Genomic DNA, 25,060 nt, shown 5'->3' on the forward strand with positions numbered 1-25,060 from the left:
TGGACGATGTTCAAGCTTGCGCGATATTTAAAACCTCACTGGGTCGCTGTATTGCTTGCCCCATTGCTGATGGTTTTGGAAGTATGCATGGACCTGCTCCAGCCTAAGCTGATGGCGAGCATTGTCGATGAAGGCATCATTAAAGGCGATTTAAGCCATATCAAAATAACAGGCTTATATATGCTTGCAGCCGCATTAGTTGGCCTGATTGGCGGGGTTGGCTGCACCGTATACTCCAGCATTGCCTCGCAAAAATTCGGAGCCGATCTGCGCGGCGATTTATTCCGCAAGGTACAGACGTTTTCCTTTCGAAACCTGGATGAGCTTAAGACCGGATCGTTGATTACGCGGCTTACGAGCGATATTGTCCAGCTACAGACAATGGTGCAAATGCTGCTGCGCATTTTTGTCAGGTCGCCAATGCTGGCCATTGGCAGCATTATTATGACGATTACTATTAGCCCGAAGCTGGCGCTCATTCTGGCCATTGTCGTTCCGCTGCTGTTCATCGTTATGTTTGCGCTGATTCGCTCTACTCTGCCGCTGTTTGCGAGCATGCAGTCGAAGCTGGATGCGGTAAATACGGTGCTGCAAGAAAACTTTACCGGCATCCGGGTCGCCAAAGCATTTGTCCGCTCCACCTATGAAAACGAGCGGTTTGGCCGTGCGAATCGGGATTATACGGGCTCGGCTATTAAGGCGATGCAATTGGTCGCCATTAATATGCCGATTCTCACTTTTATTTTGAATGCGGCGATTGCTGCCGTGCTCTGGTATGGCGGTCTTGATGTGCAAAAAGGTACGCTGCCCGTCGGCGATTTAATTGCTTTTATTAATTATGTGACACAGGTTATGATGTCGCTGTCGATGATTGGGATGATGCTCGTCCGCTTCTCGACGGCGAAGGTTTCTGCACAGCGCGTGCAGGAGGTGCTTGACACGTCATCGGAAATTCGCTCAGCCGAATCGGCTGCCCAACATAACGATACAACGGGAGAAGTGGCGTTCGAGCATGTTTCATTCGCTTATGCGGGCATAGCTGCGGCAGAGAAGGCGTATGAGCTGCGCGACATTAGCTTTACAGCTAAGCCGGGACAGAAGCTCGCTTTGATTGGAGCAACCGGATCAGGCAAGTCTACGCTGGTCAGCCTGATTCCTCGGTTGTACGAAGCCACACAAGGGCGCGTGCTTCTGGACGGTGTTGATGTGCGCGACATTGAGCTTAATAGCCTGCGCAGCCATATTGGCATCGTGCTTCAGGAGTCGATTTTGTTCACGGGCACCATTCGTGAAAATATTTGCTTCGGCAAGCCAGAGGCCACCGAAGCCGAAATGCTTGCCGCCGCCAAGGCAGCGGCGGCGCATGATTTTATTACCCGCCTTCCCGAAGGGTACGACACGCAGCTTGGCCAGCGCGGCGTCAATTTGTCCGGCGGGCAGAAGCAGCGGCTGTCGATCGCTCGTGCGCTGCTGCTCCAGCCATCGGTGCTCATTCTCGATGACAGCACGAGCGCCATCGATATGAGAACGGAGGCGCAGATCCAAGCGGCGCTAAGGCAGCTGATGAAAGGACGCACCAGCATTATGATTGCGCAGCGCATTTCCTCCGTCATCGACGCCGATCATATTATTGTGCTCGATGATGGGCAAATTGCCGCAGAGGGCACCCATAACGAGCTGCTGCGCACCTCTGAGCTTTATCAAGAAATTTACCAGTCGCAGGCTGGCAAGGAGGCGACCGTTCATGGCTGATTCTAAGCATTTCTCTCCTAGTGAGCGCCCGCCAGCGTCAGCGCCGGCTCTGCCGAACCTTGGGATGCGCGGCGGTCCTCCGGGCATTCCAACCGCAAAAGCCAAGCCCAAAAATACGCTCCAGACGCTGCGCCGTATTTGGAACTACTTGAGCCGCTACCGCACAACGTTAATAAGCGTGCTGCTTGCAACAATAGGCGCAACGCTACTGTCTCTCGCCGCGCCGTATCTCATTGGCCACGCCATCGACCAATACATCATTCCGCGCAGCTATGACGGACTGCTGTCGCTATGCTTCCTGCTGCTTGCTGTATATGCAGGCAGCTCTGTGCTGACCTGGCTTCAGCAGAAGCTGGTTGTGAGCGCATCCCAAAATACGGTGCTGGACATGCGCCGCGACCTGTTCGGCCGACTGCAGCTGCTGCCGCTTCGCTTCTTCGACGGCAAGACGAACGGCGAGCTGATGAGCCGGACAACGAACGATATTGAAAATGTGTCCAGTACGCTCAGCCAAAGCGTCACGCAGCTGTTGTCCAGCGTCATCATGCTTGCCGGATCACTCGCCATTATGCTGTCGCTCAATCTATGGCTGACCCTGCTTAGCATGGTAACGATACCGTTCGTGCTGTTGTTCACTAAGAAGGTGGCGGGCTTCACCCGCCGTTTCTTCTCCAAGCAGCAGCAGCATTTGGGCGAGCTGAATGGCTTTATTGAGGAAACGGTAGCCGGGCAAAAGGTGGTGCAGGTGTACCGCCGCGAGCAGCGGGCTGCGGAGCAATTCGATAAAATGAACGGCGAGCTGACGAATGCGAGCATTCAAGCGCAAATTTATTCAGGAACAATCGGCCCCTTCATGAACGTCATGAACAATCTCAGCTTTGCCCTTATCGCTGCCGTTGGCGGCTGGATGGCGCTGCATCACTGGACGACCGTCGGCATCATTGTCAGCTTCCTGAACTACTCGAAGCAATTCCAGCGCCCTTTGAACGAGCTTGCGAATCAGTTTAACTTGCTGCAATCTGCTGTGGCGAGCGCCGAGCGCGTATTTGAGCTGATCGATACCGATACGGAATACGAAGGCGATGGCACCAAGCAGCTTGCAGCATGCAGCGGCCATGTCCGCTTCGACGACGTATCGTTCAGCTACCGCGAAGGCCATCCGATCTTGAGCCATGTATCGCTCGAGGCCAAGCCTGGACAGATGATCGCTCTCGTTGGTCCGACCGGAGCCGGCAAAACAACGATCATTAATTTGCTAACGCGCTTTTATGATATTGACCATGGCAAAATTACAATCGATGATGCCAATATTCGCGAGCTGGACCGAAACAGCCTGCGCCGCCAGCTTGGCATTGTGCTCCAGGATGCCTATGTGTTCTCCGATACCGTTCGTGAAAATTTGCGTTACGGTCGGCTGGACGCCTCCGACGCGGAGATTGAGCAAGCAGCGCGGCTGGCGAACGCCCACAGCTTTATCAGCAAGCTGCCTCAGGGCTATGACACGCCGCTCACCGCTGGTGGCGGCAACCTCAGCCAAGGGCAGCGGCAGCTGCTGACCATCGCCCGCGCTGTGCTTGCCGATCCGTCCATCCTCATTCTGGATGAGGCGACAAGCAGCATTGATACGCGGACGGAAATGCATATACAGGCCGCCATGCGCAAGCTGATGGAAGGGCGCACCAGCTTTGTGATCGCCCACCGTCTCAGCACGATTCGCCAGGCGGATCAAATTCTCGTCATTGCGGACGGCGGCATTAAAGAGCGCGGCACGCATGACGAGCTATTAGAACAGCAAGGCTTCTACTATGAGCTGTATATGAGCCAGTTCCAGCGCAGCGGCTAGAGCCGCAAGCAAGGGCAAAGAAGGCGAGCGGAGATCACTCCGCTCGCCTTTGCTTTATTTTCAGCATGGTTTGCCTATTTGATAAAATCGTTCTCAGCTGCTTCTACTTTTTTAACCCGCCTGACAAAATGAGCAGCAGCTGCCGTTTGGGAAGGAACATATGCGCGGCCACATACAAGAGCAATGGCGGCAGGGCAATCCAATAGCCGTACAGCCCCCCAATTGTTCTCATGACTGCCTCTCCTGATTGGCTGAGTATCTCCGCGCTTCGTGTCATTTGCATAAACATCATTACAGGCGACCGATGAGTATCTGTAATGTACAGATAGGAAGGCACGAAGTTGCCGTAATTCAGTGCTGTTTGAAGCAGCAGCATGCCGCCTGCAGCGGACAGCAGCGTGAGAATAGACAGCTTGGCCTCCAGCCGCAGCACAGCGGCGACCGCCCAAACTGCCGCTGCCGAGAAGCTGGTGACTGTTACAACGGCAAACAACGTATTCAACATTCCCATCTCTCGAATGGTCATATAACTGGATATTTTAAACGGTTGAATGGTTAACAGGGTAATAATTGAAAGGGCAATAGAAGCTGACCACACGATTATTTTTTGCTTGGATCTAAAGGCCCCAGCCATCGCCATTGCAATCACGGCCGGCGGAATCGCTCCTGCCAGCGAAATGAGGAAATATAATAAAATAGAGGAGCCAAAAGACGGCCATCCCTGCTCTGGCAATGGCTCAAACGAGCCGCCTTCCACCCAATAAGGCAGAAAATAAATGATTGTAAATAGTGCAAAAACCACAGCTGCTGTAATGGCGCGTCCCGCATAACCAACCTTTTTCTCTAGCTCTCGTTCTCCGCAGAAAGTCGCCTTGTAAAGCAGGCGCAGCGGAATGAACAGGAGCAGCAAAGACACGGCTGACAGCAGCATTTGCAGTACATTGGCGGCGGCGCTGGAACTGAAGTTGGCCTGCATCAGTCCTGATCTTAATATATACATGTCCAACACATCCGTTGAGCCCATAGTCACCGGATTCGACAACAGAAAGGTCATGGAAAACAAACCGCTGCCTATAAAGGCAAGCGATGAGAGGGCAAACAGGCCTGCCCCTTTGACTGGCAGCCAAGCATCCCTGCGGCTCCGGCCCTCACCCGCAGCAAAGATGATAGCGATAGGTATACCCGCATATTTCAAAGCGCTGAGCAGCGGATGCAGAATGCTCATTACCGATTCCTGCAAAAATGGCTCGCTGCCAAGCACATACATCCACCAATGGCTGTAGACGCTAGCAGGTACAAAAACAATCAAGGCTCCCAGCATAACGACTCCCTGCCGCACCTTGGAAGGCAAGGCAAGCAGGGCATACCCCGCTAGAGCCCCAAGCACAAATACGAGGCCCGCAAACTTCAGGTTAAAGGTGACTGTGTTGCCTACGACATGCATAAACTCAGATGATTCCATTAAAGCTCGCAAATGTTGAAGCCCCACCCAAGCCGAGTCCGTCATGCCAGCAAACGGTTTATAATCCTTCATGCTCATCATGATTTCTTTTCCAAAGCCAACCAATGCCATCAATAAACCGATACCCAAAACAATCAAAGAAACTAGCGTATAAACCTTTGATCCTGTAGTCTCGCTATCATTATTGGTTGGAACTACATGCCCGGCATACGGGTTCTCAGTACTCATCGCTGTTCACATCCCGTTCTTTTATAATCGCCATTTCCGAAACAATATTAACCATAAAACGCATTTATTACAACACCTTTATAAAGTTTGTGAAAATAGGAATTTTGATTTCCGCCCCTTCGCGATGGAAGCATTGCTCCTTAGTGGAGTACTCATCAAAAAACCTGTCCACTCCAATAAATGAGCCTTTTCCCGATATTGATCAGGAGAAGGCTCGTTGATTTTTTGCTATAATCTATTGAGGGAAGCGCCTTTCGGCAGCTTCTGCGTTCAAATTCATCAGTGGGAGTGTTAACTCGGCATGATCATCAAATTCATTCGTTTGCGTTAATGAGAGGTACAGAAGGATGAGCCAAGCTTTTTTCGTGCAAAGGAGCTAGGTTTATTTATCTGTGCCTACTTTCATTTACTCAAATCAAATGAATGAGGTGCTTTTTGCAATGCGTGAAAATAGAAAAAAGCTCGCGGTGGCGTTAACCTCCCCCGCTTATTCCAATTTGCTCCGCTGCCCGATGTGCACAGGCTCCATGCAGCTGCGGGACGGCCGAAGCCTGGTGTGCAGCAGCAAGCATAGCTACGATCTTTCGAAGCATGGCTATGTCCATTTTCTAAGCCGCCCTGTGCGTACAAAATACGAAAAAACGCTATTCGAGGCGCGGAAAAAGGTGATGGACAGCGGCTTCTTCGCTCCCGTCCTCTCCCATATTTCCGAGAGCATAAACGGCTCATGGCAGGATCGGACTGGGCCTATCAGGCTGCTGGACGCTGGATGCGGGGAAGGCTCGCATTTGTCCGTGCTTCAGCAGCAGCTCAGCCGCAATTCAGATACTGCGGTGCTGGCGGCAGGCCTAGATATTTCCAAGGAGGCAATAGCGCTTGCTTCGAAAAATAACGGCGAAGCATTCTGGTGCGTCGCAGACTTGGCTTACAGCCCATTTGCCGACCACTCCTTTGATTTCATCGTCAATATCCTATCACCTTCCAATTATGCCGAGTTCCAGCGGCTGCTTGCTGATACAGGCAATGTCATTAAAGTTTTTCCTGGACCTGATTATTTAAAGGAGCTGCGCTCCTTGCTATACAACAGCACGGATAGCAGTCACAGCACGAATCTTAAGAGGAACGTTTACGATAATCTTGCGACTATAGAGCGTTTTAGCGAATATTTTGAAGTGCTGGGCAGCCGGCGGCTGCACTACCGCTTTCTTTTGCACCAGCCGCTGATTGAGCCTTTCATTGCTATGACGCCATTGTCCTGGAGAATGAAAGAATCGCTTGTAAAGCAAATAAAACAGAGGCCTACGCTTGAAGTAACAGTCGACTTGACGGTCATCATTGGGGGGAGAAAAACGGCTGTTTACTAGCAGCTGCAGCATAATTTCCCAACTGCTTGATGCAGGAGGAAAATAAATAAAAGCAAACAGGCGGAGCCCCCATTGATCAGGGTACCCGCCTGTTTTTCTTGCCTTTTTTCTGCCATTTGTCTGCTGCTTCATTCTTCTATTCCATATAAAAGCATCCTTTTCCGCTGTACCCTGAGTCTGCTTAACGCTGCGGCATATGCTTGCGAATATCTACGCCCAGCCCTTCAGACAGTCTCATCCCCAGCTCCACGTTGGCCCGGAAAAAGTTGCAAATGGCACGCAGCTGAATATCCGCGTTCGTCTGCCCCAAATCATTGATCAAATTTTTCACCAAGTTGTCCTGCTGTGGTTCCGCAAGGGAAAGATAACGTTCGCCTGCCTGCGTAAAATCATCGGTTTTATCGATTTTCTGGCGACCGGCAAAGCCGTGAACAGGAACAGCATGGTCGGCGTGGTCCTGCCCAGCTTCCTGCGGGCTTGTGCTCAAGCTGTTCGGCTCATAATTGACGCTGGAGGAATCGGCTTTCATCGTCATCGCTCCGTCACGCTGATGGTTGCGGGCAGGCGCATACGGGCAGTTGACTGGAATATGCAAATAATTCGCGCCCAGACGGTAACGCTGCGTATCCGGATAGGAGAATAAACGGCCTTGCAGCAATTTGTCCTCCGACGGCTCAATGCCCGGCACCAAAGCGCTCGGCGAGAATGCCGACTGCTCTACCTCGGCAAAATAATTTTCCGGGTTGCGATCAAGTGTCATCGTACCGACTTTATGCAGCGGGTACATATCCTCCGGCCACGTCTTGGTCGGATCGAGCGGATCAAAGGAGTAGCGCTCCATATGCTCAGGAGGCAGCAGCTGCACATGCAAATCCCATTCCGGGAAATCTCCTTTTGCAATGGAATCGTGCAAATCCCTTGTCGCATGGTTAAAATCGCGCCCTTGCATCTCCGAAGCCTCCTCAGCGGTGAAATTGCGCACCCCCTGCTTCGATTTCCAGTGGTATTTCACGTAGGTCAGCTTGCCTTCGGCATTAATCCACTTGAACGCATGCACGCCAAAGCCATCCATTTCCCGGTAGGTCGCAGGCGTGCCATCGTCGGAAAACAGCCATGTCAGCATATGCGTCGATTCCGGCGACAGCGTCATAAAATCCCAATAGCGGCCAGGCTCCTGCACATTCGTCTGCGGCGACGGCTTCAGTGAATGCACCATATCCGGAAATTTCATCGCATCGCGAATGAAGAATACCGGAAGATGGTTGCCCACAATGTCCATATTGCCCTCTTGCGTATAAAACTTCACCGCAAAGCCGCGCGGATCACGCGCCGTCTCAGGTGAACCCGTTCCATGAATGACGGTCGAAAACCGGACAAATACCGGCGTCTCCACTCCCGCCTCCTGCAAGAAATGAGCTTTCGTATGAGCAGCCATGCTGTTCTCTACGCGGAATACGCCGTGCGCGCCAGCGCCTCTGGCATGGACAACCCGCTCTGGAATACGCTCGCGGTCAAAATGCGCCAGCTTCTCCAGCAGATGATAGTCCTCCAGCAGCGTAGGGCCGCGCTGTCCGGCCGTGCGCGAATTTTGGTTATCGGCAACAGGCGCGCCTTGATTGGTCGTCATGTAGTTCGCATTAGATTGATGATTCGTATTCGTTACATTCGTCTTATTGGTCATCGTTATTACCTCCGAGTTGGATTTAGACTTGGTCTAAATATTTAACCTTATTATAGCGAGACCAAACGATGCCTGTCATGAATTTTAGATGAACGTATGATGAAGATCGGATGAACACCATTTCATATAAAAAATACCACTGAGGGCTGCTATACCCCCAGTGGTATTTTCATTAAGATGAAGCTGCCTCATCCGCCAGCCGATAGCCCGCGCCGCGCACCGTCACAATATATTTCGGCGCTACTGCGCTGTCCTTCAGCTTCTTGCGGAGCGACTTAATATGCACATCTACTACGTTGCTGCCGCCGAGAAACTGGCTGCCCCATACGGAATCGAACATCGTCTCGCGTGAGAGCACGGAGCCGTCGGACGTAATAAACATGAGCAGCAGATCGTATTCTGTCTTTGTCAGATCAATGCGCTGCTCGCCGCGGAAAACGGCCATTCTTTTCAGATCGACCGTCAGATCTTTATAATGGTAGCCGGATACGACCACTGGGCTCGATTGCGGCTGCTGCTCCATCATGCGGTTGATTTGGTTAACGGCCTCCTGCGGCACTGCCGGCCATTCAATCATAGCTGCGGCATCAGGCAGCAGATGGCGGATCACCCCTGCCGAAGCGCCTGCGAGGAACAAAATCGGCACTCCCTTAAGATGGGCCGTGTGCTGCAAAGCAGCCTGCAGCGCTTCTACCGCATCCGTGTGGCCTTGGACATACGGCGTCGCATCATAGATCAGCAGCTCGGGCTGCAAACTATGCACGAACGCTCTATTCAAATCGTGCAGCGTAAATAGATCAAAGCAATCTGCGGCAAGCAGCTGCAGAAGGCTATGCACCCGCTGCGGGAACGGACTGACAACCATAACCCGCTTCGTCATGGAGCAGACCGCACCTTCCAGCAGCATATCTGCGTCCGCCTGCTCCGTGAAACCCGGCTCAAAGCCGTCCTGATTCAGCCCGGCAAGCTTATTTCCATTTAAAGCTGTCTGTTTGTCCTCATTCGTTACGATTGGCTCGCGCATGACTCGCAAACCCCCTCTAACACAATATGTGAATGGTGAATAATGAACCTCGTTTCCTCCGCAACTCGGCGCGTCCATTCCTGCGGCACCTCAATCATCACTTCTTCAATACGCCCACATTTGCTGCACATGACATGCTGGTGCTCTTCCGTACGCCCATCGTAACGGCTAACCGCCTCACCAAGCTTGAGCTCGCGGATCACCCCTGCATCGGTTAAATAACGAAGCGAATTGTATACCGTTCCGTAAGCAAAGTTAAAGCCTTTGCTCCGCAAACGTTCAATAATATCAGCTGCTGCCGGATGGTCGTGAGATTGCTGGATCACGTCCAAAATCGCCTTGCGCTGAACCGTTAAGTTTAGTTTTGCCATAAGGCCTTCATTCCTTCAATTTTTGATTTAGACTAAGTATAATTATGTTGTCAAAATCAGTCAACCCCACCTCTATGCCCTTATGGCCTATTGCCAAAATCAAGCTGAATCCAAGTGCTCAAGACTTTGGAATCATTTTGCGAAAAATAAGGAATTGTAATATTCTGAATATTTACAAATTTCAAATAATAAGATATGATGTACCTATCCTAATCGAGAGGGGATAGCCCGTTGGAGTAGCGTAAGCGAAGCATGTCACCCATTTAAACGGAGAGGAGATTGCAAGGATCATCCGGACATGCGGGAACTCACCATAATGAGCAAGCGAGAAGGTTGCACCGTCACCCAGTCTAGCAATACCAATAATTCAAGCAATACTTAACTTTGATAGTTTGGTTTTCAATGAGAGTTCATTCGGTTATGGCAAGTGCAATAATGAATGGAAGTTGTACATGGAAATGCGAACTTTGGAATGGAGCGTTTGAATAAATTGAATAGAAGTGAGTCAGAAAGTTAAAGGGATTCCGGTTATCATCGATAAGCGGAATCCCTTTATGCTGCCTACAGAATCGGTGAGAGCAGCCGGCTGATCGACTCCTTGAAGCGTTCAAAGAGCGGACGCTTTGCAAACTCGTCTTTCTGTAGCTTGATACTATTTTCAATATCCACCTCGAAAATCTCCTTTAATTGTCCCGCTGTACTTTCCTCATAAATAAAAGCGTTCATCTCAAAATTCAGCTTAAAGCTGCGAATATCAATATTCGCTGTTCCCACCGAAGCGATCTTGCCATCGATGACAATTGTTTTGGCATGCAGGAAGCCTTTTTCATACAAATAGCATTCAATGCCGCCTGCCAGCAGCTCGGCAATATAAGCGCGGGTCGCCCAATAAACAAAGAAATGATCGCGTTTTTTCGGAATCATAACCTGCACCTTCACACCGGATTGGACGGCAATTTTCAGGGCGGTCATTAAGCTTTCGTCTGGCACAAAATAAGGCGTCTGCAAGCAAATCGACCGTTTTGCCGAATAAATCATTTTAATATAAGCATCTTTAATTTGCTGATCCTCGGAATCTGGGCCGCTGGCTACAACCTGCATCCCAATGCCGCCGCCTTCTTTGATTACCGGAAAATAGCTGCTATTCAGCTCCACCGTGCCTGACGACGCGAGATTCCAATCCATGAGAAACTGTGCCTGCATTTGATGCACCGCATGTCCATTCACCCGCAAATGCGTGTCCCTCCACTCGCCGAAATGCTTGTCCAAGCCCAAATATTCGTCTCCCACATTAAATCCGCCAATATAGCCGGTCATGCCGTCGATAATAGCCAGCTTGCGATGATTGCGATAGTTCAGCTTTAAATTTACATAAGGAATGCGCGAGGGGAAAAAGGCTTGCGCTTTGCCGCCTGCTTCCCGCAGCTTGTTGAAAAACGACCGCGGCAGTCCCGAGCTCCCGATGTGATCATAGAGAAACTTGACCTCTACGCCTTGCTGCGCTTTCGCTACCAACGCTCTGAGCAGCCTGTTGCCCAGCACATCATTACGCACAATGTAATACACCAGATGAATATGATGCTCTGCGGAGGAGATATCCGCAATCAGCGCGTCGAATTTTTCGTTGCCCTCGGTATAAATGCGAATGGCGTTATTTTGCGAGAACAAGGCGTAGCTGCTGACCAAATTCATAAAAATCATATCCCGGTAGTCGTTCGTCTCGGCATCATGAAAAACAGTATTGCGATCCTGAAGCTGAAGCTTCTGCCGATCCACGGTATCTTCTATGATGCGCTGGCTGTCTCCGAGCAGCTTGAACAATTTGCGCTTGCGCAGCTGCTGGCCGAGAATCAAATAAAGAATAAAACCGAATACAGGAATGAAAGATAATACCATAATCCAAGCCCAAGTAGAGCTGACGTTGCGTCTCTCCAAGAAGACAAGGGCGAAAGCGAGCAATATATTCAGCAAGGTGAAGATGAAATAAAAGTCTTGATACGTAGTCATCGCTAAAGCTCCCTCGTTATGCCATTTACAACATGCACATTTTTTTATAATTAATCAAATCATACTCTATGGGCGGTATATGTTCAAACATGAAAGTATGCTACAATTTTTCAAAAGAACTGCTGGAGCGGCATGGGAGGAACAACAATGGACTTACGCAAGCTACGATTGGACGAACCTGCGCTGGGAACTTTCAGTGAAGAACGAGACGAATATGAACGGGACTATGCCCGCTTGATTCAATCCCCCGCTTTTCGCAGGCTGCAGGGAAAATCACAGGTGTTCGGCGCTGGTTCTGGCGATTATTACCGCACGCGGCTGACGCACTCGCTTGAAGTTTCCCAAATCGCCCGTGAGGTTGCGCGGAGACTGGGCAAGCAATATGCCTTTTTAGCTAAAAAAGAACATCCCGGCCTGATGCTCGATCCCGCCGTCGTCGAAATTGCGGCGCTGGCCCATGATCTGGGCCATCCGCCATTCGGCCACAAAGGCGAAGAGGTGCTCGATCACCTGCTTCATGAAGAGCATGGCATGACCTATGAAGGTAATGCGCAAAACTTCCGCATCCTCATGTTTCTGGAGAAGCGCGCCGGCAGCGGCAGCGGGCTTGATCTGACCGCAGCCGTGCTGCTGGCTACGAATAAATACCCTTATTCGCTGGATGAGCCCGGACGTCTTAAAGGGCTGTACAGCTCCGAATGGGCAGATATTGAGCAGCTGCGCCATTCTTGGAAAATGCCCAAGGGCCGTTCCACCCTCGAAGCACAGCTGATGGATTTATGCGATGATATCGCTTATTCCACCCATGATATTGAGGATGGCATCCGTGCAGGCAAAATCCAGATGAATCGTACGTTTTTTGAAGATCAGCGCCTGATTGACCATCTGGTACAGGAAATTGTTGAGGACCAAGGCAATATGGAGGTTGGCTGGCATCAGGTGGACATTCCCGCGATGGTGAAGAAGGTGCTCGCCGCTTATTTGGAGCAATGGGAAGAGCTGTATGCGCTGTACGATCAGGAAACGTCGCGCACGCGCAGGGAGATGAAAGCGCGCTGGGTCAGCGTTTTTGCCGGAAAGGTCGGCATTATTGACTCCTCTACACCAGGCTGGAAGAAGGTTACCTTCGTCAAGGACGGACAGCAGGATCTGGAGCTGCTGCGGACGATGGAAATTCTCAAGAAGCTGGCATGGGTGACGCTGATTAAAGATTTCCGCGTCCAGCGTCTGCAAAAACGCAGCGAAATTATGATCCGCAGACTGTGGGAGAGCTTCCGCATCCCCGAGCACGGACGGCTCATCATTCCGCCAGACTGGATTGCCAATTATGAGCAGCATAAGCAAAACTGGACTTGGCCGCGCTTCGTCGCGGATTATATTTCCGGCATGACCGATGCTTATGCGGAGAAGGTCTACGCTGAGCTTTATGCTAGTAAATCGGGCTCGATCTATGAAATGGACTAGCGTTAATTTAAAGCGTCGTTCTAGCATTGGTGAAAAAAGAGGCTGCGCTGCATGAAAAGATTGGCTTCCGATCGTCATTGCCCTTGAATGTCATCGAATGAGCCACCACAGGTGGACATTCAAGGGCAAAAACGAACGTTAACGCTTCTACAGTCCAACCTTTTCATTCCGCTCCGCCTTTTTCACCATGCTTCTAGAAAAAACATTTTAAATATGCCGCTTAAGTGTGTTACTTAAGCAAAAAAGAGATGAAGCGCGTCAGCCTCATCTCTTTCTTTTTTCCAAAATGAATTCGGAAGCCTCTTCATATTAATAAACCGCACGACAAGTCTTGAAACGTTTTATTCACAGTCACTCTTACATTGTAAGATGCAGCAAAAACAATGCAGCAAAAGCAAACCAAGTATCCTTCCTGTTTCTAAAATTTCCGCTGGACAGCCTTCTTAAGCCGGATTAATCTCAGCGCTGCAAGCCAGCTCCGTTATATAGTCGAAGAAACGCTCCGGCTCCACATCGTACACGAGGCTGACCGGACGGCCATCCGCCGCTTCTATGGTGCGCCCTTGGCTGGGGCCATGCGCGATCGCCTTGCTGTGGACCGTCTTCATCGAGACGAGGCTTGAATCGCCCACCGTTGCCGTTGTTAGAACATCCCACAGGTAATACGTCGAATTCGTCTCCATATATACAAGCGGCGGACAGGCGGCGTAACATTGCCCGACAAAATCCATACCCTCATGACGGCGCAGCGAAGCCCAGCGATTGCGAATCGGCACCGTCAGCGGCACCTTATTCGTGCTTTCCAAAGCAACGAGGAAGATCGGAATTTCGCTGGCCCATACCCGCTCTACCGCTTCCGGGTCCCAGAACGCATTCCACTCTGCGGTACCATCATGCTCCGGCTCCTGCACATTGCCTTTCTCATTGAACGTTCCGCCCATCCAGACGAGCTTCTCGATTTTCGCTTCAATATCCGGGGCCTCATCTAATGCACGGGCTAAATCCGTCAGCGGTCCAGTGAACAGCAGCGTTGTTTTCTCATCCGAGGCGCGAATCGCTTCAATCATATTAAGATGGGCCGGCAGCTCCGCCTCACGCGTCTTAATCTGCTCCGGCTCGTTAAGGATCGGCAGCGCGTCGACGAAAAAGGTATGCATCCGCCATTCCGCAGGAAATGGATTGCGCCCGCGAGAATTGGATCTCGCTACCTCGACGCTTGCCGAGGCATCGCCGCGTCCAAAGCGGTCAATGATTTTGCGGCTGGCTTTCATGCCGGGCTCCAAATAGCCATCAGCCGGGATGACCGATACACCGACTAGCTCTACCTCTTTCATTTGCAAAACTAGAAATAAAGAAACGAGATCATCTACTCCCGCATCATGATTGTAATAAAGCCTGGTTCCCATCAGCATCCATTCCCTTCACTTGTATAAATTGATCCTTAATTTGTCCATCCTATAGCTGAGGAGGTGAGCTGTCAATGGCAAAGGACGTATTGTGCTTTCGTCAATTCCTGCAAGTTCTGAACCGCCGGCAACCACTGCGGAGCTGCTTCGATTTTTGTAGCAAGCAACCGCGGCAAGCGGGCGTCCGAATCTGCGGAAACAGACTGCCGCACATTCGAGGCAAAGATCTAGATATCGTTCTGAAGCGGATAGCAAAGCGGCAATATTTTCACAGAAAAAAGCAGCGTCTACCCGCCTGAGCTCATGCCCAGACTCGGTAAACGCTGCATTTCCGCTATTATTTGCTTACTGGAATGGCGTTGTAATATTCCTCCAGCGTCTCGTCGTTATCCGTCAATTCCTTCGCCAGCGCCTTGCCTACATAACGAAGATGCCACGGCTCGTATTTATAGCCGGTAATTTTATCTTTGCCTTCAGGATAACGGATTATAAAGCCATATTCATAGGCATGCTTGCCCAGCCATACCGCCTCATCCGTACCGCCAAAGCAGCTTTCGGCTGCACATTTGCCGTCGCTTCCAGACACGTCAATCGCAAGCCCAGTCTGATGCTCGCTCGTCCCCGGGATAGCGCTGTACGTTCTGGCTTTCTCCAGGCCATCCTTTTTCACATAACGATCGAACAGCGCCTTTTGGGTCGCTTGCGAACGGTAGGCCGACACACCAGCTAAATAAATTTTGTCCTTCTTCGCTCCTGCAAACAGCTCTTCCAAAGCGTCCGCCGCTACTTTGCGCATTTTGCGCTTATCGATTTTCTCGCTGAAAATAAATGCCACATCCGGATATACCAGCTCGGAAGGCTCGTAATCATCCGGCAGCTTGTTTTGCTTATTCACTAGCGCCGTGACGCTTTCCGGCTCCGCTACAACGGCTAAGCCTTCATCCAAATCGCCAGAAGAGCTGCCGCTGGAAGGCTTTGCTGTTGCCTTCGGCGTTGCTGTCGGCTCTGGGGTCGGCTTCACAGTCGGAGATGGTGTAGGAGCAGGCGTTGCCTCTTGCGTTTCTTCTGCTGTTGCCGTTTCTGTCGCCTCCGGCGTCGTACTTTCCTCGATCGGCGATACGGATGGCGAAGCGTCCACCTCGGCACTCGCTTCCACTGTTGGCGCAACAACTGCCGCTGTATCACCTGGCGCTTGAGCCGCCGTTTTATCAAACTTCACAATTACTATAACAGCCATCGCAATTAGGCATAAAGATAACAAAATAACGACCGCTCTTCTGCGTTTTCTCTTCATGATGCACTCCTTATATGGTTTAATTTACAGGAAAAAGGGTAATAAACGATTAGTCTGTTCTTTTTATACTATACCTAATAGACTTCAATCTGTCTTAAAAGGTTGCCGAAATTTCCTATGTAATTTTTGTGAGCCTCCTCCGCGAATATGCGGCATAGGGCTAATTTTGCATTTTGACATTCTACTATAGGAAGAGGCATAATAAGTATGAATTTATCGTAAATTTACGAGGGACTCGGCCTTAATTTGTCGAGGGAAGGTAGGCGATACTTTGACTTTATCTGCACCAAAACGTCTGTTCAGCACCAGACCGATTATTGTTTTCTCCATTATTGTTCTTTTCAAAAGCTTTCTTACTTGGATGGTTGTATTCGGAAGCCCGTCGTGGAGCACCTTGTTCAAGGAGGTTCCATTTGCGTTAATCGTCTTTTGCCTCATTGAGTGGTTCGCAACAAAACGCAAGCTGACGTATTATTTAACAGCGAATTTGCTAATAACAGCCATTCTCTTTGCTGTGCTGATGTACTATAAATATTACGGCGTCATCGTCACCACCTCTGCCCTAAAGCAGGTCAATCAGGTAACGGCGGTTAGCAACAGCGTATTTTCACTGATGGACCCGTATTATTTACTCGTCTTTATTGATGTAATCCTTATGTTTTATTTTCTCGTTCGCAAGCAGAAGGCGCAGTATTGGAAAACCGCCAGCCAGACTCGTGTGAGCAAAAGAATGCTAACGACCGTCTTCGCGGTATCGCTCGGCCTGTGCCTATTCAACATTTTGCCGAATAGCGCGAGCATGAATGAAATTGTGAAAGCCGAGCAAATGGGCATCCTGAATTATGAGGCCTATACGATTTTTGGCAAAAAAGAACCCGAGCTTGTTGATTCCTCTACCATTACGCAGGAGAAGATCAACAGCCTCAAGACGCTTGAGCCTGTCGCTGCGCCGCAGCTGCAAGGGGCTGCCAAAGGCAAAAACCTAATTATTATCCAGCTGGAATCATTCCAAAATTTCCTCATCGACCTCACCATTGACGGCAAGGAAATTACGCCGAATATGAATAAGCTGGCGAAGGACAACTATTATTTCAAGCATTTTTACCAAGGCGTGGGTCAGGGCAATACGTCTGATGCTGAATTCATTGTAAACACGTCCTATTATATTCCGCCTAATGGCGCAGCTACCCAAGTGTATGCTGGCAAGGTGCTGCCGAGCCTGCCGCGGGTTTTGACGGAAAACGGCTATGATACGGCGACGTTCCATACGAATGTCGTGGAGTTTTGGAACCGTGGCGAGCTGTATCAGGCGCTTGGCTTCAATCGCTATTATGATAAAGCCTTTTTCGGTGAGGACGATACGGTGTTTTTCGGCGCTTCCGATGAGGTGCTTTATAAGAAAACAGCGGCTGAGCTGGAGAAAATGGATAGCAAGGAACAGCCATTTTATGCTCAAGTCATTTCGATGACCGCTCACCACCCCTTCACCATACCGGATACGAAGTATAAAATGGAGCTGCCTGAGCGTTACGAGGGCACGTTCGTCGGCGACTACATTCGCGCCCAGAACTATGCGGATTACGTGCTTGGCCAATTTATTGACGATCTCAAGCAGCGCGGCCTCTGGGATGACAGCCTAATCGTGTTATACGGCGACCATCTGGGCTTGCCGATTTATTCGCTGGATCGCGATGATAAAGCGCTAATGGAAGAAATTTACGGTTATGAGTACAGCTATACCGATATGATTAATATTCCGCTTATTATTGCTTCTCCGGGCATTACCTCGCCGAAGGAGTTTGACCAGCTTGGCGGGCAGGTTGATTTGCTGCCGACGGTTTCGAACTTGCTTGGTGTTTCGCTGGATAAGCAAATTCATTTCGGCCAAGATCTGCTGAACAGCAGCTCGTATAACCTGCTGCCACAGCGCTATTATTTGCCGACAGGCTCCTTTGTCAGCAGCAAAGAGCTATTCCTGTCCGGCAGCGGCTACGACGATGGCACCCATCACCCGCTCGCAGGCGATGGCATGGAAAGCGCCAAGAAAGCAACCGAGGATGAATACAACCGCGCGCTGGAGCTGCTCCAGCTCTCCGACAGCTACGTTAGCCAGCTGCCAGACCGCGAACCGCAGAAATGACGCAAATAAGCGGCAGGCGGGATCAGAGCATAATGCTCTAATCCTGCCTGCCGCTTTATTTTTCACAAAATCGCTTGTCATCTATCATGCTGTTTGCCTGCCGCGCCTGTTAGGCCTGTTTCGCCGCCTCCAGCACTTCCTGCACATGGCCCTCAACGACGACACTGCGCCATTCTTTCGCCAGCTTGCCCTCCTCGTCGATCAGAAAGGTTGAACGCTCGATGCCCATAAATTCCTCGCCATTACGGCTGCGCAGCTTCCATACGCCAAACTGCTCGGCAACCTGATTTTCCGTATCCGAGAGCAGCAAGAAAGGCAGCTCATGAGCAGCAATGAACTGATCATGTGACGCCAGATCGTCAGGGCTGATGCCTATGACTTCGGTATTGAACGTCTTGAATTGTCCATTGTAATCTCTAAAGTCACACGATTCCGTCGTACAGCCCGGTGTCATATCCCGCGGATAAAAATAAATGACCAGCTTCTTGCCCTTATAGTCCTGCAGCGATACGTCCTTGCCATTCGAGGCTGGCAATGTAAAATTCTCAACCTGTTGTCCAATTTGCACTTGCGTCATGTTCAATCAGCTCCTTCGTATTGGATATTTCCACTTGCTTTGCTTACTCAAACAACGATAGCATGTCCATCAGCGAGATGCTACAAACTCATAGAAAAGCGGTGTGTTCATCACAAACTCGCGAATTTGCTGCTTATCGGCATAAAGGGAATAAGCAAGCGTCAGCTTCATAAGCGCCGCGTCCACCGACATATTTTCGATAAAGGCCACTCCCGCCTGCTGCAAAGCGACCGACGACGCGTATAGCGTCTCCGAGCTGTCCTTGAGCGGACACAAATACAAGTCTACGCTATGCTGGGCACAATACCCGGCGAATGCAAGCAGGGAATGGCGCTCGCTCGCACTCGTATTCGCCGTGCTGGAGTGGAACAGATCGTGAACGACAGCCTTCGGCGCTTTTTGCCCAAAATCAAAATAGTCATAGGTCATGCCCAAAAACGGCTTCACATACAGCAGGCCCGATTGCAGCTTATCCTTGCCAGCGGTGAACGGGCTCGGGGCAGGCTTGCGAGAACGCAGCTCCTGTGCAGATGGGTTGTAAGGATGCTCGTTGACGATCAGCTTGCCCTCGCTCATGATGCCGTAATGCACGTCATACGGGCATTCCAATTGGTCCGTGAACGACACCGCTTGCGTGACGCGTGTACCCAAATACACGATAGCCTCGCCTGCACTATTTTCATAGACGACGTAGACGCCCTTCAGCTTCTCGCCATCTATGAACTCAACGGCCGAGGCGAAGTTGCGCAGTCCATTGCTGCGCGGATCGCCAAGCGGATAGTTGCTGGCCACCAGCACAATCGGGATGGAACTATCACACAGAATATAGCTAAGCATTGCAGCCGAATAAGCAAGCGTATCCGAGCCATGGGTGACGATAATGCCGTCATATTGGGACAAGTCCGCGCTGCGGATCGTTTCAATCAACACATTCCAATCGTCTGGCACCAGATTTTCGCTGAGAATATTCAGCGGCTGCACACATTCCAGCTTTACAGACTCGCGGTAACGGGGGCCCGATTGATAGCCTTCAATAATCGCATAGGAGCCTGCTTCACGCACGCTAATCGCTCCTGCGCCAGATTTGCTGCCAATCGTCCCACCCGTGAAAATAACTAGAAGATTGCTCACTTGGTTTCCTCCATATCCAGCAGCTTTGAAGGTCGCCCTTCGCACCAGCCGCCTGTTCATACCAGTTCCCATTCATTCTACTATCTTCTCCGCAAGCTGTCTAAACCTATACGATCCTACAGGAAAAACAGGATAAGTTACCCGCTTTTTGCCGCGATACCCCGATTTTTCGCAGCGCCTGGCTTTTTCTTGACGGTCGCCCGTCCCAAAAACAAGCCTACAGTAACGATTAACGTCGCACCATACATGAACTGCACAAGGCCAAGCTGTGTATCCGTTCCAGCCAATATGCCGTGAAACAAAGCCAATAAATAGATCGGGTAGGCGAGCATATGGATAGCGAGCCACACTTTCCGCTTCAGCTTCGGACGCAGGTCCGAGGTCAAAATCAGCACGAGCATGCCATAAAGCGCAAGCGTACCTATGCCATATATCACCGGATGATCATGCGCGGTAAAAGGAATCAGCAGCTCGCCCCATGTAAATGGCGTGTACGTATCAATGACGAGCACCGCCATATGCAGCAGCGCCAGCAGCGTTCCCCCATTCGTGAAACGGATATGCCAATTGTACACGCGGGCTTTGCTGGGTCCTTTCACAAACGGATAGCTGTACAGCATGCCCAGCGACATGCCGACGAACAGCATCAAGTAAGAGCCAATGCCGAGCACCCGCGTCATTTGCCATGTCGGCCAGCTCAAAATCCATTCTGTCATGCTGACTCCTCCTTTTCGCATTCGATTTCGCTTCCGCTGCTGGCTCTACCCCTAGCCTCCGCGGTTCCCGCTCTATGCAGCGGCTCACGGATATTCCACTCCAAGCCGGACTTGCGGCTTTTACCATATTTCACAATCTCGCCGCCGCTCATGAAAATAACGGCTTCACAGTCACGCGCATGCTCGTCCATCAGCCGCAAGCCTTGATCGCGGCCGGCGATGCACAGCGTCTTCGCCCATATTTCACAAGCGACGGCATCGGGACCCGCAACCGTCGCCTGAACGACATCGCTGACGCTTGGCTGCATCGTCAGCGGATCGATCAAATGATGCGCGGCCGAGCTGCCCGTTCCCCACTGCCTGCCCAGCGTCCCTGAGGTCGCAACTGCGCCGTTAGCCAGCAGCAGTTCCCCAACCGTTGCTCCAGCTTCCCATGGATGCTGGAGATCAATAATGGCTGGCTGCGCCGCTGCGTCCCCGCTGTTCCACGCATACAGATCGCCTCCGGCATTGACGATGCCTGCCGGAATCCGCCTGCTGCGCCTCAGCCAATCGGCGAGCTTCTGCACGGCCCAGCCTTTGGCGATGCCGCCGGCGTCGATACTCGTTCCCTCGGCGAGCTTCACCGCCTTCATGCCATAGTCCAGCTCCAGCTCGCCAGCAGGGCTCAGCTTCCGCCGCTCAGCCCCGCCAGCTCCCGCCTGGAACTCCGCCGCGTGCTCGAAAGATTCCGTATAGCCGGACGCTTCCAGCCCCGGCAGTATCCGCAGGTCGAACACCCCTGCCGTCAGACGGCGATAGCCTTCCGCCGCTGCAATAACCTCAAACAGCCAGTCCGACACGACGACCCAGTTGCCTGCCGAGCGGCCAAGCCTGCACCACTCGCTATCCGGGCGGAAGCGGCTAAACCGCTGCTCCACTGCCTCAAACCAGTCGCGAGCGCGGTCTGCATAATAGGCCGTTGTGCGGCGCTCATCCGCTGCATAATCCAGTATAATCTCGACATTCGTATTCATCGCCCGAAACCGTATCGTCCCCCGCCCGCTCATCGTTAGGACCTGCCTGACTGCGAGCGCATGCCGCCCGAGCTGCTGGAGCTGCCGCTTCCACTGCTGCTCCGATTGTCCACGCTGCCGCGATTGCCTGAGCTGGAGCTATCCGATCCACTTTCGCTGGAGCTGTCTGACCAGCTGCTGCCGTTATTCCAATCCGAGCTGCCGCTGCCGCTGTCGCTAGATCCCGTGGACATCCACTGGTCCACCGTATCCTGCTGATCGCCCTGCTGCTCCGTTCCGGAGGTTGTGCTGCCTTCGGCCGCCGCTGTTTGCGCCGCCTGAAAAGCTGCTGTATTTTGCACCGTACTGAATAATATAAAAATGCCCGCCGCGCCTGCGGCTCCAAGCTGCCATTTTAACCATTTCGAATTTCCGCTCATCCTTCTCCACCTACCCTACTCGTTGTAGTTTAGCTAAGTATAGGAAGGCAAGATGAAAACAGCGTTAAATGAATCTGAAGAAATGCTAAAAGAAAATACTGCTGCTCTACGACACGAATTAAACCTGTATATAACAAAAAAAAGAATGCGGCCCCAAGACCGCATTCCTCACCTAGAAAGCAAAAACTTCTCCTGCCACTGCCTCGTCAAATCGCCGCGCCCCTACTTCTTCGCCACATACTTGCGAATATCAAATGCAACCGCAGCAACAATAATCATCCCTTTAATAATGAGCTGCCAGTACGGGCTTACGCCGACAAAGGTCAGACCGTAGTTGATGACGCTGAAAATGAGCACTCCGGCGAGTATGCCGCGCACGCGCCCGACACCGCCTGCGGTCGATACGCCGCCGACGACGCAGGCCGCAATCGCATCCAGCTCGTACATATTGCCGTAATTGTTCGTGGCTCCCCCCGTGCGGGCAGCCTCCAGCACGCCTGCCAGCCCATACAGCGCGCCAGCAATCGCATAAATATAAATCAAATTGCGCGATACATTAATGCCCGATACATTAGCCGCTTGGATATTGCCGCCGATGGCGTACATGTTTTTGCCCAGCCGCGTGTTGTTGAAGATGACCCAGACGATAAACGAGACAACAATCGCTATGATGACGATATACGGGATCGAATACGTGCCGTTCGGCCCGATATACCCGGTCCCCAGCTTGCTGAATTCCTTGCTTAAGCCTCCGATTGGCTGCGACTGGTTCGGCTTCATATCGAAGTAAAACGAGTTTACGCCATATACGATAACCATTGAGCCAAGCGTCGCAATAAACGGTGGAACATGAAATTTTGCGACAATAATGCCGTTGATCAAGCCAAAAATCAAACCGACGACAATCGCCAGTATAATCGGCACGATAATCGGCAGCTCCGGCAAATTTGGGAAAAACTTGCGCGGATAATCCGACATTTGCAGCATCGACGCAGAGACGACGGCGCTCAGGCCAACTATCCGCCCAGCAGACAAATCCGTTCCGCCCGTAATCAGCACAAACGCTACGCCTAGAGCGATTATGACCCGCGTCGACGATTGCAGCAAAATATCCCGCAGCGTCGTAATGCCGATAAAATTCGGGTCAGCAACTGCTATGCCAATAATAAGCAGAACCAATATAATATAAATCGCATTTTGGGAGAAAAAATGCTTAACTCCTTTTGCATCCAGTGCATTCATCGTATTCACTCCTCCAAGTTGTCCTGCCCGCTACTACTGTGCGGCAAGCCGCATAATTTCTTCTTCCGTCGCCGCTTTGCCGTCTACGATGCCGGATATGCGCCCCTCGCGCATGACGATGATGCGGTCGGACATGCCGATCAGCTCCGGCATTTCGGAGGAAATCATAATGATGCTTTTGCCCTGCTTGGCAAGCTCGATCATGAACGAATAAATTTCATATTTCGCTCCGATATCGATGCCGCGCGTCGGTTCGTCCAGCAGCAGCACCTCCGGGTCGGTCAGCAGCCATCTGGCGAGCAGCACCTTCTGCTGGTTGCCGCCGGACAAGTTGCGAATGAGCTGCTTGGTCGATGGCGTTTTGACCCGAAACTTCTCTACGCTCTGCTGCGACACTTCGCCTATCCGCGCATTGCTAATTAAACCATAGGGCGTCTTGAACCTGCCCAAGTTCGCAATGACTGTATTTTCCGCAATCGTCAGCACCGGAAAAATCCCCGTCACCCGCCGCTCCTCGGTGAGCAGCGCAATACCCTGGCGAATGGCGTCCGATGGCGCCTTCAGCTTTATTTTTTTGCCATGCAGATGAATGCTGCCCCGCTTAAGCGCCCGCATCCCGAACAGCGCTTCTATCACCTCGGTCCGCTGCGCTCCTACAAGCCCGCCGAGTCCCAAAATCTCGCCCTTGCGCAGCTCGAACGAAACATCCTTAAACGAATGCGGATGCACGGAGGTCAAGCCTTCTGCCCGCAGCAGCACCTCGCCCGGCACGTTCGTCCGCTCTGGATAACGATTCGATAAATCCCTGCCCACCATGCGGGTAATGATTTTATCAATCGTCAGCTCCTTCGCTTCCCATGTGCCGACATGCTTGCCATCTCGCATAATGGTTACATCATCTGAAATACGCAATATCTCTTCCATTTTGTGGGATATATAAATAATTGATACACCGCGCCGCCGCAGCTCATTAATGATGCGGAACAGCTGCTCCACTTCATTTCCGGTGAGCGAGGAGGTCGGTTCGTCCATGACGATGACCTTCGAGTGGAACGATACCGCTTTGGCGATTTCCAGCGATTGAATTTTCGATACGGACAAGTCGCCTACCTTTTGTTTCGGATGAATATCCATCTCCAGATCTTTGAGCAGCTTCACCGTATCCTCCTGCATTTTGCGGTGGTTGATGAATTGCAAAGGCCCTAGACCTCTGGTCGGGAATCGCCCGAGCCAGATATTTTCCATGACGTCGCGCTGCGGCACCGGGTTCAGCTCCTGATGGATCATCGACACCCCGAGAGCCAGCGCGTCCTTCGAGCTGTTGATGTGCACATGCTGCCCGGCAAGCATGATTTCGCCGCCATCGGGCTTGTAGATGCCGAACAGGCATTTCATCAGCGTCGATTTTCCTGCACCATTTTCACCCATCAAGGCATGTACCGTACCGGGGCGCAGCTTCAGCGTCACATCGTCGAGCGCCTTCACGCCGGGAAAAGATTTGGAGATGTTATTCATCTCTAGCACATAAGCCGGATGCTCTGGCATTTGTATAACACCCCTTTACAAACAATTAAGTTAAAGTTATCCAGTAAATAACCGTGTTTAAACGGCACTGCCAGCCTTTGGAGGCAATGCTCGTTTTGCTGCAAGCGTAAACGGCTGTCGCCCTCTGACGGCAAAGCTACGTTTCGCGATGAAATATAGAGAAAGGATGAAAAACCATATGCTTTCCTATATTTCAAGCGTAAACGGCTGTCGCCGTCCTCTGACGGCAAAGCTTCGTTTCGCGATGAAATATAGAGAAAGGATGAAAAACCATATGCTTTCCTATATTTCAAGCGTAAACGGCTGTCGCCGTCCTCTGGCGGCAAAGCTACCGTTTAAAAAAAGCAAGGGCAGCGCCAGCCTTATGCTTCCCTTGCT

The 25,060-nt window shown here is 51.4% G+C and carries 20 protein-coding genes; 6 read left to right on the forward strand and 14 right to left on the reverse strand.

Annotation, left to right across the window (positions count from 1 at the left end):
• Nucleotides 1–6: 6 nt before the first annotated feature.
• Both AC50Y5_RS12700 and AC50Y5_RS12705 read left to right on the forward strand, forming a co-directional pair.
• Entirely contained in the window at nt 7–1,752 is a 1,746-nt protein-coding gene (locus AC50Y5_RS12700; protein WP_494861050.1) for an ABC transporter ATP-binding protein, read from the forward strand.
• Complete coding sequence (locus AC50Y5_RS12705; protein WP_494861052.1) at nt 1,745–3,595, forward strand: ABC transporter ATP-binding protein; 1,851 nt, start codon at nt 1,745–1,747, stop codon at nt 3,593–3,595. Before AC50Y5_RS12700 ends, AC50Y5_RS12705 begins: the two co-directional genes overlap by 8 nt.
• A 103-nt stretch (nt 3,596–3,698) precedes the next feature.
• Here AC50Y5_RS12705 and AC50Y5_RS12710 read toward each other — a convergent pair whose 3' ends face one another.
• A complete protein-coding gene (locus tag AC50Y5_RS12710) occupies nt 3,699–5,285 on the reverse strand; it encodes a hypothetical protein (RefSeq protein ID WP_494861054.1) in 1,587 nt (528 codons plus the stop codon).
• Between the two features lie 440 nt (nt 5,286–5,725).
• On the opposite strand from AC50Y5_RS12710, the gene AC50Y5_RS12715 reads away from it, so the two are divergent.
• Nucleotides 5,726–6,649, forward strand: a complete 924-nt coding sequence (locus tag AC50Y5_RS12715) for a methyltransferase domain-containing protein (protein WP_056037072.1) — start codon at nt 5,726–5,728, stop codon at nt 6,647–6,649.
• A 181-nt stretch (nt 6,650–6,830) separates the two neighbouring features.
• Here the strand turns inward: AC50Y5_RS12715 and AC50Y5_RS12720 are convergent, their stop codons facing one another.
• The 4 genes from AC50Y5_RS12720 to cls all read right to left on the reverse strand — a co-directional run bounded on the left by AC50Y5_RS12720 (nt 6,831) and on the right by cls (nt 11,732).
• On the reverse strand, nt 6,831–8,330 hold the full coding sequence (locus AC50Y5_RS12720) for a catalase (RefSeq protein ID WP_494861056.1): 1,500 nt from the start codon (nt 8,328–8,330) through the stop codon (nt 6,831–6,833).
• A gap of 172 nt (nt 8,331–8,502) precedes the next feature.
• Nucleotides 8,503–9,354: a winged helix-turn-helix transcriptional regulator gene (locus tag AC50Y5_RS12725; protein WP_494861058.1), complete on the reverse strand. Its 852-nt coding sequence runs from the start codon at nt 9,352–9,354 to the stop codon at nt 8,503–8,505.
• Complete coding sequence (locus AC50Y5_RS12730) at nt 9,336–9,725, reverse strand: Fur family transcriptional regulator (RefSeq protein WP_056036648.1); 390 nt, start codon at nt 9,723–9,725, stop codon at nt 9,336–9,338. The genes AC50Y5_RS12725 and AC50Y5_RS12730 overlap by 19 nt, the downstream gene beginning before the upstream one ends.
• Nucleotides 9,726–10,286: 561 nt before the next feature.
• Nucleotides 10,287–11,732, reverse strand: coding sequence for a cardiolipin synthase (cls, locus tag AC50Y5_RS12735; RefSeq protein ID WP_494861060.1), 1,446 nt, complete (start codon nt 11,730–11,732; stop codon nt 10,287–10,289).
• Between the two features lie 147 nt (nt 11,733–11,879).
• Between cls and AC50Y5_RS12740 the strand changes: the two genes are divergently transcribed.
• Complete coding sequence (locus AC50Y5_RS12740) at nt 11,880–13,196, forward strand: deoxyguanosinetriphosphate triphosphohydrolase family protein (RefSeq protein WP_056036644.1); 1,317 nt, start codon at nt 11,880–11,882, stop codon at nt 13,194–13,196.
• Between the two features lie 443 nt (nt 13,197–13,639).
• Here the strand turns inward: AC50Y5_RS12740 and AC50Y5_RS12745 are convergent, their stop codons facing one another.
• Nucleotides 13,640–14,602 (reverse strand): nucleoside hydrolase, encoded by a 963-nt coding sequence (locus AC50Y5_RS12745; protein ID WP_494861525.1) that lies wholly within the window; start codon nt 14,600–14,602, stop codon nt 13,640–13,642.
• 150 nt (nt 14,603–14,752) lie between these two features.
• On the opposite strand from AC50Y5_RS12745, the gene AC50Y5_RS12750 reads away from it, so the two are divergent.
• The gene (locus tag AC50Y5_RS12750; RefSeq protein WP_442952536.1) at nt 14,753–14,833 is read left to right on the forward strand and encodes a hypothetical protein; all 81 of its coding nucleotides are present in this window, start codon (nt 14,753–14,755) and stop codon (nt 14,831–14,833) included.
• 106 nt (nt 14,834–14,939) lie between these two features.
• Here AC50Y5_RS12750 and AC50Y5_RS12755 read toward each other — a convergent pair whose 3' ends face one another.
• A complete protein-coding gene (locus tag AC50Y5_RS12755) occupies nt 14,940–15,896 on the reverse strand; it encodes a M15 family metallopeptidase (protein ID WP_494861062.1) in 957 nt (318 codons plus the stop codon).
• A 271-nt stretch (nt 15,897–16,167) separates the two neighbouring features.
• On the opposite strand from AC50Y5_RS12755, the gene AC50Y5_RS12760 reads away from it, so the two are divergent.
• Complete coding sequence (locus AC50Y5_RS12760) at nt 16,168–18,036, forward strand: LTA synthase family protein (RefSeq protein WP_494861064.1); 1,869 nt, start codon at nt 16,168–16,170, stop codon at nt 18,034–18,036.
• A 109-nt stretch (nt 18,037–18,145) separates the two neighbouring features.
• Here AC50Y5_RS12760 and bcp read toward each other — a convergent pair whose 3' ends face one another.
• The 7 genes from bcp to AC50Y5_RS12795 all read right to left on the reverse strand — a co-directional run bounded on the left by bcp (nt 18,146) and on the right by AC50Y5_RS12795 (nt 24,682).
• Nucleotides 18,146–18,613 (reverse strand): thioredoxin-dependent thiol peroxidase, encoded by a 468-nt coding sequence (bcp, locus tag AC50Y5_RS12765; RefSeq protein WP_494861066.1) that lies wholly within the window; start codon nt 18,611–18,613, stop codon nt 18,146–18,148.
• A gap of 69 nt (nt 18,614–18,682) precedes the next feature.
• Nucleotides 18,683–19,744, reverse strand: a complete 1,062-nt coding sequence (locus tag AC50Y5_RS12770) for an asparaginase (protein ID WP_494861068.1) — start codon at nt 19,742–19,744, stop codon at nt 18,683–18,685.
• 137 nt (nt 19,745–19,881) lie between these two features.
• Nucleotides 19,882–20,460 (reverse strand): ferric reductase-like transmembrane domain-containing protein, encoded by a 579-nt coding sequence (locus AC50Y5_RS12775; RefSeq protein ID WP_494861070.1) that lies wholly within the window; start codon nt 20,458–20,460, stop codon nt 19,882–19,884.
• Nucleotides 20,457–21,509: an FAD:protein FMN transferase gene (locus AC50Y5_RS12780; RefSeq protein ID WP_494861072.1), complete on the reverse strand. Its 1,053-nt coding sequence runs from the start codon at nt 21,507–21,509 to the stop codon at nt 20,457–20,459. The genes AC50Y5_RS12775 and AC50Y5_RS12780 overlap by 4 nt, the downstream gene beginning before the upstream one ends.
• A 2-nt stretch (nt 21,510–21,511) precedes the next feature.
• The gene (locus tag AC50Y5_RS12785) at nt 21,512–21,895 is read right to left on the reverse strand and encodes a hypothetical protein (protein WP_494861074.1); all 384 of its coding nucleotides are present in this window, start codon (nt 21,893–21,895) and stop codon (nt 21,512–21,514) included.
• A 222-nt stretch (nt 21,896–22,117) separates the two neighbouring features.
• A complete protein-coding gene (gene mglC / locus AC50Y5_RS12790; RefSeq protein ID WP_056036623.1) occupies nt 22,118–23,137 on the reverse strand; it encodes a galactose/methyl galactoside ABC transporter permease MglC in 1,020 nt (339 codons plus the stop codon).
• A gap of 33 nt (nt 23,138–23,170) precedes the next feature.
• A complete protein-coding gene (locus AC50Y5_RS12795; RefSeq protein WP_099518125.1) occupies nt 23,171–24,682 on the reverse strand; it encodes a sugar ABC transporter ATP-binding protein in 1,512 nt (503 codons plus the stop codon).
• Nucleotides 24,683–25,060 lie beyond the last annotated feature (378 nt).

The sequence above is a fragment of the Paenibacillus sp. JT22N7 genome (assembly GCF_059383875.1).